Raw genomic sequence first — 8,585 nt, forward strand, 5'->3', positions numbered from 1 at the left:
GCTGTTTTATTGAATCTACTCTTCATAGTTGATGATGCTTTCTACTCAGGTAATTAGCTAGTCCGTTATACAGCTTAAGTTTATTACAGCATTCTACATAATTATTAGCCCACAGAGCTGTAATTGTAGCCCTTAAAGGGACGTAATATTAGTAATCATACTCAGGAAACATTTATGAGAGTTGCCTTTTCTTTGGTTCTTTCTTTGGGCAAGCAAAGAAAGGACCAAAGTAATTTTATTGGCATTTTCTGTGAGAAATTGACTTAATTGCATCTTCCACTGCATCGTGGAAGGCCTCCATCATAGTTGGATGGGCCATCATTATCTTTCTGGCTTCTTCCAAAGTCACCTTTTTATCCACAAGGTATCCCAACGGCCCCAGGTACTCGGAAACATCCATTCCACTCATGGATATTCCACATATGGTTTTACCGTCATTACTATACACCACTACAAAGCCTTTTTCTACTCCCTTAGAGAATCCCCTGAAGGTATCTGCAAAGTAAGCGGCCCCAGAGTACTCTCCCTCAAACCCAGTACATGCTATCTCCGGGATGGTATAGATGGCTCTGGAGAGGGATTCTGGGTAGGCTCTTCCCTCTGCTTTCCCTGCTAGAATCTCCCCCATCTGCTCCCCCTGGTACCTTGCAGCATTGGCCATTCCCATTATTCCGTTTATGTCCCCCACTGCATATATCCTCTCATTGGAGGTTCTGTAGTTCTCATCCACCACTATATAACCCTCCCTTGTCTCTACATCCACTCCCTCTGGCATATTGGATGTCCTTATCCCTGTGACCACCACGAGAGGAAACTCCATCTCTCCTCTATTCTCAAGAGATACCCTCACCCTGTCTCCCAGGTCTATACACTCCTCTACCCTGGTATTCAGATAGATTTCGGTTCCCCTCCTCTTGAGGTTTTCCACAACAGGTTCCACAAGATTATTCTCGGTCCCCTTGAGAACGGACTCCTCCATCTCCACAACTACAGTTTCTATCCCTATATAGGAGGTGATATTGGCGATCTCTATCCCCTCTACTCCCCCTCCTACTATACATATCCTCTCCGGCAGCTCCTCCATGGCCAGGAGTTCCCTGTGGGTTATAATCCTCTCCCCCCTCCACAGGCTATCCCCAGTGCTTCCAGTGGCCACTATGAGGTTCTTCCCCTCTATGACCCTTCCTCCGGCCTCTACCACTACTTCGTCTTCTCTCTCTTCTACGAACCTCCCCTTACCTATAACCACCTCAACTCCAGCCTTCTCTAGCTTTCTTCTTATGATCCCCTCTATATAGGCCATATCCCTCACTCCCTGGGCATACTTCCCCCTGTAGTGCTCCTCTATATCTACTCCTAGCTTTCTGAGAAGCTCCTCATCTACTCCTCTGAAACCGTCTAGTATCCTCTTCACAGCAAGGCTTCCCCACCTGAAGGCTGTTCCGCCTAGCTCCTCTCCCTCTATTAAAACCGTCTTTAATCCCCTCTTCCCTGAGGAGATAGCCGAATAATATCCCCCGGCTCCGCTTCCAACTACTATCACATCGTACTTCATACCTACCCCCTTCTCTCTTAGGACAATTATACCTGTTTTTTCCTCCCTCCTTCAATTAATATTTCTAAGGTAGTTCTAAGTTCATTATAAGTAATAATCTCTTCCATATCTGGTAAAATATAGTAGAAAAAGATATGATCTCCTCTCAATGGAGAACGATAAAAAGACTATGGAGGTACTATGATTATAGATGGTTACGGTATTCTGGAGAAAAGAGACAACCTGAAGCTCCTATGCTTTAGGGGAGGATTTTCCCTTAAAGGGATCACCTCTGAGGAATCCCTCTCTGGAGGAGATATCCTGAATAAACTTAAGGAGGAGCTGGGAGTATCTATTAGGGACCTTAAAATATCCCCAGAAGATACCTACACCCTCTGTACCCTCTCCCTGAAGAAGCACTCCTCACTTATGGAGAGGATGGGAGATCTTCTGAGACCCTATATAGGAGGAGTCCTTCTGGTAACTCCCTCCTAACCCCTTCCCTCCTGTATTTTTCCTTAAATTTCAATTATTTTTTAAATACTTTTTTCACTATAAATTTCTTTAGTAAAACTACCTAATCTCTCCCACTAAAATCTTCCTCATAGTTTTTGTGAATTTTATAACTATTTTGAGAAATGGTAGATTTTTAGGCGTTTTTGCATTTGTAATTCTGGAGAAAATATATTATCTTATCCTTAAAGGATTATAAAATTATGGTATGGGGGGATAAATATGAGGGGACTTTTAGTAGTTGATGTTCAAAATGATTTCTGCCAGGGGGGAGCTCTTGAAGTTAAGCAGGCAGAGGAGATCATTCCAGTAGTTAACGAGCTTATCGATAGATTCACCGACAGGGGAGAGGTTGTGGTTGCTACCATGGACTGGCACCCTGCTGACCACGGAAGCTTTGCTTCCAACTCAGGTGGAAAGGTGGGAGAGATGGGAGACCTCTGTGGTATATCTCAGATCTGGTGGCCCGACCACTGTGTACAGAACACCCATGGAGCTGAGCTCCATCCTGAGTTAAGATTCGTCCAGGATAAGATCCACAAGGGAACCAACTCCAAGGTAGACTCCTACAGCGGATTCTACAGTGCCTCCAGGGAGGAAACAGACCTGGATCAGTTCCTTAAGGAGAGGAAGGTGGATACCCTCTATGTAGTTGGTTTAGCCACAGATTACTGTGTTAAGTTCACAGTGATGGATGCCCTCAAGCTGGGATACAAGGTATACCTCGTTGCCGATGGTTGTCGTGGAGTGAACCTCAGTCCTTCCGACTCAGATGATGCCATCAGAGAGATGAGAGAAGGTGGAGCTGTAATAGTAAGTAGCAGAGATATTGTTTTAGATCAGTAGAAGAGGTGAGTTATGTCTAAAGGTTCAGGTAACGGTTATGTTACAAAGGTATTAAACGGGATGGCCCTGGGATTGTTTTCATCCCTCATAATAGGCCTTATCCTTAAACAGATAGGTGTTTACGGGGGGATCGATTCCCTTATAAAGTATGGAAGTATTGCTCAGTTTATGATGGGTCCTGCCATAGGTGCAGGGGTGGCCTACTCCAGAAGCAAGAATCCCCTGGTAGTTCTTTCAGGACTCATATGCGGAGCCATTGGTGCTGGCACAGTTAGGGAGGGTGGATCCCTGGCTATAGGTGAGCCTGTGGGAGCTCTTGTGGCTTCCCTAGTTGGGGCAGAGATAGGAAGACTGGTAGAGGACAAAACCAAGCTAAATATAATTGTAATCCCTGCTGCCACAATCTTTATAGGAGGTTTGGCTGGCTCCACAGTGGCACCACCAATCACATCCATGATGACAGCTATAGGGGGATTCATAAACTATATCACTACCCTTCACCCTATTCCCATGGGTATATTGATCTCAGTGGTTATGGGTATCATCCTTACCCTGCCCATCTCCAGTGCAGCTATATCCATCTCTCTGGGGCTTTCAGGGCTGGCTGCAGGGGCTTCCATCGTAGGATGCTCCTGTCATATGATAGGCTTTGCTGTGAGCAGCTACAGGGAGAATAAGGTGAGCGGGCTGGTTGCCCAGGGACTGGGTACCTCAATGCTTCAGATATCCAATATAGTAAAGAAGCCGGTTATTGCCCTTCCCGCTGTGATAGCCTCTGCTCTCCTGGGACCCCTTTCCACAGTGGTCTTTAAGATGCAGGGAAACAGTATTGGGGGAGGTATGGGAACAGCTGGCCTTGTTGGTCAGATAGCTACCATAGAGGCCATGGGAGGAAATGCCCTGGTTAAGGTTGTTCTTCTGCACTTCATCCTCCCTGCAACCATTGCCCTTGTAGTTAGTGAGGGAATGAGAAGGAGAGGGATCATTAGGTACGGAGATATGAAGATATAGATACTTTAAAGGGAGGACCTCATTGTGGGTCCTCCCTTTCCTATTTTTTGATCAGTGCCTCCTTGAGAAGATTAAACTTTTCCTCTATCTTTCCCTCTAAAACCTTGTTTTTTCTCAAGGCTTCCTCTACTCTTAAAAGAGAGTCCCTCTCCATTGCTATAACCACTACCTCCTCTCCTCTCCTCCCCTGTAGAGAACAACTCCCCTTCCTGCGCCCTGAAGCTCTACAAGGTACTCCCCACTACCTTCCCTCTCATAATCCACTACCTCCATGTAGAACTCACGGTTTATATCATCCATGGAAAACTTCTCCTCTATAACCTCCCTTGGAAATCTGTAGCTGTAGTAGAAGGTATTCCTTCCATCTGTGAGACGGCTCTCCTGGCCTCTGACTCCTCCCTCCAGTACAACCTCCTTCTGAACAAGCCTCAGCTCATCTCTATCTCTGTCCATCATCTGCCCTGCAAGAAACAATCCCACTCCCATTACTGCCACCATAAAAATTATAATTCTTCTCATCTCTTCCTCCACATCTAACTTTTCCTATGTCTGTTTATTCATATTATAGATCTACGGTGACAGATGGGTGACAGCTTTATGAAGAATAGAGGTTAAAATAAAAAAAGACTGTTAAACCTTCCAACAGTCTTTCTATAAAATAGATTCATTAAATTTTTTACCTTATCATCCTACGCACCCCTGAACATAAAAGGTCAGCCACAACCACGAGAAGGAGGTAACAGACCAGAAGCTGTGTTATCTCAGTGTATTTAAACCAGCTCATGCTCAGCTTAAACTGCTGCCCCAGTCCACCTGCCCCTACAAATCCCACAACAATAGTTGTACGGATAACAACCTCCCACCTGTACAGTATAAAGGTTATAAACTTGGGCATCACCATTGGAACTACCCCGTATATGAGCAGTTGCCCCGTGCTGGCTCCAGAGGAGGAGAGGTTTCTCAGCGGTCTTAAATCCAGATCCTCCACCACCTCAGTACACAGCTTTCCCAGAACTCCAAAGTTATGAAGAAAGAGGGCTATAGCTCCTGGAAATATACCGGGCTTGAAGATGAATATGACGATCATAGCCCAGATTAATTCAGGTACAGCCCTTGAAAATATATAGAGAGATCTGATAATCAAAAATAATATCCTTGAATACCACCTCTTAGAAAGGGTCAGAGTTCCGTCTGCTGCGTTCCTGGCAGCGGGAATAACAACTGCAATCGTGGAGACAGCTGAAAAAAATGTCGCCAGAATACTCATATGCAGTGTATCATAGGTAAGCCTAAGGGCGTTCCTCCATTTGACCGGGTCTTTAAAGGCTGATCCCTCTCCTGTAATATCAAACAACCTGTTTAAGAACCTTTTTGCATACTCCATATTTTTACTGGAAAAAAAGGCTGCTGCATCTGCATCTTCCCACTTGAATATAAAAACCCATGAAGCTACAGCCAGTATCAGAAATGCTCCATAGGAAAAACCGACAAAATCCATCCTTCTCTTTAAAAAGGGGTTTCTTAACTTCATGCCATCACCCTCCTTCTGAGAGAGCTGCTCCAGACTTCAACCAATACAACTAAAGCGATCAGAAAAAATATAAATGTCCAGACCTCATTGTATTCCAGATCTGCCAGTGACAGGTGGATCTGATACCCCAGGCCTCCTAAGCCCACAAAGCTCATAATTGTAGAGGACCGAAGGGCGCACTCAAACCTGTACATAGCATAGCTGATCATATTGGGGATAGCCATGGGAAAATACCCGTAAAACAGGATCTGCATCTGGGAGGCTCCATTTGACTTCAATGATTTTATTGGCTCCTCTGGAACATCGTTTAATATGTCTGCCAGGATACGCCCCAGGGTTCCCCCATAGGATATTGCCAGAGCTAAAATTGCAGAGAAGGGGGATAGTCCCACTGCAGCCACAAATAGCCAGGCCCATACCAGCTCATGAATAGATCTCATGAGACCCAAAAGGCCTCTAAAAACAGTTATAGAAAAGATCCTGTTGAACCTTTTCAGAGACAGCACTCCAGAAGCCAGAGTCCCCAGGATAATGGCAATAACAATAGCCAGAGTCATTCCAGCTGTAGCATAGGCCAGGGTCTTCCACGACGCTGCAAAAGCTAACCTCACTATCTCTGGGGACATGTCAGGAGATGCAAAGGCCTTCAATATTTCAAGAAGGGTGGTCCCTCCTCCTGAATGGAGTAGATTATCCCAATCCCTTATGGATCCCAGACTCCACATAAAAATAATGACCGGCAGAACTATCAGAGTAAGCCTCTTTAAAAGTGATTGAAGTCGACCTAATCTATCCATCCTTTACTTCATCTCCTTCAGACTATAGAGGTTATTAAGATCTTCAGGACTTACTTTTTCCGAGGGAAGATCAAAGTATATCTCTCCAGCCCTCAGGGATATAATACGGCTAAAGTATTTTTTTGCATACTCTACAGAGTGCAGGCTTGCAATAAGGGTCTGCTCCTCCTCCCTTGCCAGCTTTACCAGTACCTGAAGGATATCTTCAGCACGTGCTGGATCAAGGGAGGCCACCGGTTCATCAGCCAAGATAACTTCAGGGTGTTGCACCAGTAGTCTCGCCAGGGCTACCCTCTGCTGTTCCCCACCCGATAACTTACTGGTTCTTTCATATACCCTGTCCTCCAGCCCTACCCTTTTAAGGGCTTTCACCGCTACCTTCTCATCCTGGGGAATGAAGAGGGAAAGAAGGGATTTAAAAAATCCCCACTCTCCTAGACGCCCAGCCAAAACATTATGGATTACAGCCAGCTGGCCCACCAAATCAAACTGTTGCCTGATAATCCCCATCTTTTTATGGAGTTGCTTCCCGAAACCATACTCAGTCATGGGAATTCCATCTATCAATATTTCTCCCCTGTCTGCCTTTATTGTGTTGGCCATTAAATTTAGCAGGGTGGTTTTTCCCGCACCACTTGGACCGATCAAAGCAACCCTCTCCCCCTTTTTGATCTTCAGGGAGGAAAGCGACAGTGCTCTCTTCCCTTCATAGCTCTTGAGCAGATTACTTAATTTAAATACCTCTTTCTCAGGCATATCCTATCCTCCGGCTACTCAATAATTCCCAGCTTTTTTGCCACTGAAAGAATTGCATCATAGTTCTCATTTTTAGTCTCTATAAACTTCTCTGCATTAAAGAGCTCCATTACCTCGCTCTTTTCCTCACCAAAGGATAACAGTCCCCTCTTCACACTCTCCTTGGTTCCCTCACCAAATACAGCATCTACATCATTGATAGTCCAGTTATAGTCATAGTAAGCTGGTGTTGTATAGAAAACCTCTACTTTTTCCAGATCAACCTTGCCATTTGAAACAGCACTTTCCCATACAGCCTCATTCAGTGCTCCTGCTTGGAAAGCTCCAGACTCCACAAGCTTCCATGTCTTATCGTGTGACCCAGAGTAGTTAGGAGACCCTTCTAGGTCTTTATCTGGATCTATTCCGCCCTTCCCCATATAGTAACGAGGCATAAGGTGCCCGGAAGTTGAGCTTTCGCTTCCAAAGGTAAAGTTAAGCCCCTTTAACTCCTCTAGGTTGGAAACCCCTAAGTTTTTTTGAGCTATAAAAACAGAGTGAAACTCCTCATCTCTGGGTCTTTGGGCTATAGCTTCAGAATTTGGAGTTACACTTCTGGCCTGGACACCTGTAAGACCTCCAAACCATCCCAGATGAATCTCTCCCCTTTCAAAGGCCGTTACCAGAGCGCTGTAATCTACCGTTGGCACATATTCGACCTCCAGTCCGGTTTCCTCTGCAAGATAGTTTGCCAGCTCCTCAAAACGTCTATTTAGCTTAGATACATTCTGGTCTGGAATAGCCCCTATCTTTAAAACCTTCCTTTCCTCTGCTGCCTTCTCTTCCTTCTCCTGAGAGCATCCCCCCATTAAGATCAGTAAAACCGATGCCAATAAAATAATAATGCTTTTTTTCATTCTTCCTCCCCCTAATACTTCTTAATAAAATTTCTATATAGATAAACCCTTCCAAAAGATTAGCATTTCGGTCAGGAAATATCCCGTAGTTTTTTACAGACCATCCGGTAAACTTTATCCTTCTAGGATTATTAACTCCTTCATTAAAAAGATAAAATTTTTCAAGCTTAAAAAGCCCCTATAACCAGTGGCCAAAATATGAACCCCATTAGGATTCCCCTCTAAAAAATCAGATTAAAAATATAAATTAAAAAAGGTAAGATCTAACTAGAAATAAAAAGAAATGAATAGATATAGCTCTAATTACTAAAAGAAAGGGGGATAAAAACACTCATCTATCTAAATTAACCTTCCTATACTATCCATCTGCAGTAGATCTTATAGCTTCCACCGGAAGCTTTTGCCCATGATCAGTTTCAGTAAAACATAATCTTCCTCCATGTTTTGAAATACACTTAATTCGTAGGAATTAAGTACTAATTATATTGAGATACTAACATAACTTATAAATACGGTCAACAACTTTTCCTTAGTAAATCGGTAGACTTTTTTTGAAGCTTTTTTTTATTGTATTTTAGAGTGTTGCAAAAGTAATTCACAAAAAATTAAAAATCATATCCAATATAGAGTAATAATTGAGTTACCACACAAAATTCTACTCGAAAGGATATGACCAGTAATGTATATACCTCAAACTACTA

10 protein-coding genes are annotated in these 8,585 nt (G+C 43.9%); 3 read left to right on the plus strand and 7 right to left on the minus strand.

Annotated features, from left to right (window positions below; translation table 11 throughout):
* Nucleotides 1-235 precede the first annotated feature (235 nt).
* The gene (locus QMG11_RS15395; protein WP_281837180.1) at nt 236-1,555 is read right to left on the minus strand and encodes an FAD-dependent oxidoreductase; all 1,320 of its coding nucleotides are present in this window, start codon (nt 1,553-1,555) and stop codon (nt 236-238) included.
* Nucleotides 1,556-1,735: 180 nt separating this feature from the next.
* Here QMG11_RS15395 and QMG11_RS15400 point away from each other — a divergent pair, with 180 nt between their 5' ends.
* The 3 genes from QMG11_RS15400 (at nt 1,736) to QMG11_RS15410 (ending at nt 3,904) form a co-directional block, all read left to right on the plus strand.
* Nucleotides 1,736-2,029 (plus strand): hypothetical protein, encoded by a 294-nt coding sequence (locus QMG11_RS15400; RefSeq protein ID WP_281837181.1) that lies wholly within the window; start codon nt 1,736-1,738, stop codon nt 2,027-2,029.
* 240 nt (nt 2,030-2,269) lie between these two features.
* A complete protein-coding gene (gene pncA / locus QMG11_RS15405; protein ID WP_281837183.1) occupies nt 2,270-2,893 on the plus strand; it encodes a bifunctional nicotinamidase/pyrazinamidase in 624 nt (207 codons plus the stop codon).
* A 12-nt stretch (nt 2,894-2,905) separates the two neighbouring features.
* The gene (locus QMG11_RS15410) at nt 2,906-3,904 is read left to right on the plus strand and encodes a PTS sugar transporter subunit IIC (RefSeq protein ID WP_281837185.1); all 999 of its coding nucleotides are present in this window, start codon (nt 2,906-2,908) and stop codon (nt 3,902-3,904) included.
* Nucleotides 3,905-3,944: 40 nt separating this feature from the next.
* On the opposite strand, the gene QMG11_RS15415 is transcribed toward QMG11_RS15410, so the two are convergent.
* From QMG11_RS15415 to QMG11_RS15440, 6 genes are all read right to left on the minus strand, one after another.
* Nucleotides 3,945-4,070, minus strand: coding sequence for a hypothetical protein (locus QMG11_RS15415; protein ID WP_281837187.1), 126 nt, complete (start codon nt 4,068-4,070; stop codon nt 3,945-3,947).
* Nucleotides 4,070-4,423, minus strand: a complete 354-nt coding sequence (locus tag QMG11_RS15420) for a hypothetical protein (protein ID WP_281837189.1) — start codon at nt 4,421-4,423, stop codon at nt 4,070-4,072. Before QMG11_RS15420 ends, QMG11_RS15415 begins: the two co-directional genes overlap by 1 nt.
* A 157-nt stretch (nt 4,424-4,580) precedes the next feature.
* Nucleotides 4,581-5,435, minus strand: coding sequence for a PhnE/PtxC family ABC transporter permease (locus tag QMG11_RS15425; RefSeq protein WP_281837192.1), 855 nt, complete (start codon nt 5,433-5,435; stop codon nt 4,581-4,583).
* Nucleotides 5,432-6,232 carry a PhnE/PtxC family ABC transporter permease gene (locus QMG11_RS15430; protein ID WP_281837193.1) on the minus strand — a complete coding sequence of 267 codons (801 nt, stop codon included), beginning with the start codon at nt 6,230-6,232 and terminating at the stop codon, nt 5,432-5,434. Before QMG11_RS15430 ends, QMG11_RS15425 begins: the two co-directional genes overlap by 4 nt.
* 3 nt (nt 6,233-6,235) lie before the next feature.
* A complete protein-coding gene (locus QMG11_RS15435) occupies nt 6,236-6,988 on the minus strand; it encodes a phosphonate ABC transporter ATP-binding protein (RefSeq protein ID WP_281837195.1) in 753 nt (250 codons plus the stop codon).
* Between the two features lie 14 nt (nt 6,989-7,002).
* A complete protein-coding gene (locus tag QMG11_RS15440; RefSeq protein ID WP_281837197.1) occupies nt 7,003-7,884 on the minus strand; it encodes a putative selenate ABC transporter substrate-binding protein in 882 nt (293 codons plus the stop codon).
* Nucleotides 7,885-8,585 lie beyond the last annotated feature (701 nt).

Origin of the sequence: Propionigenium maris DSM 9537 (assembly GCF_027925155.1) — a bacterium.
In the GTDB taxonomy this organism is placed as follows: domain Bacteria; phylum Fusobacteriota; class Fusobacteriia; order Fusobacteriales; family Fusobacteriaceae; genus Propionigenium; species Propionigenium maris.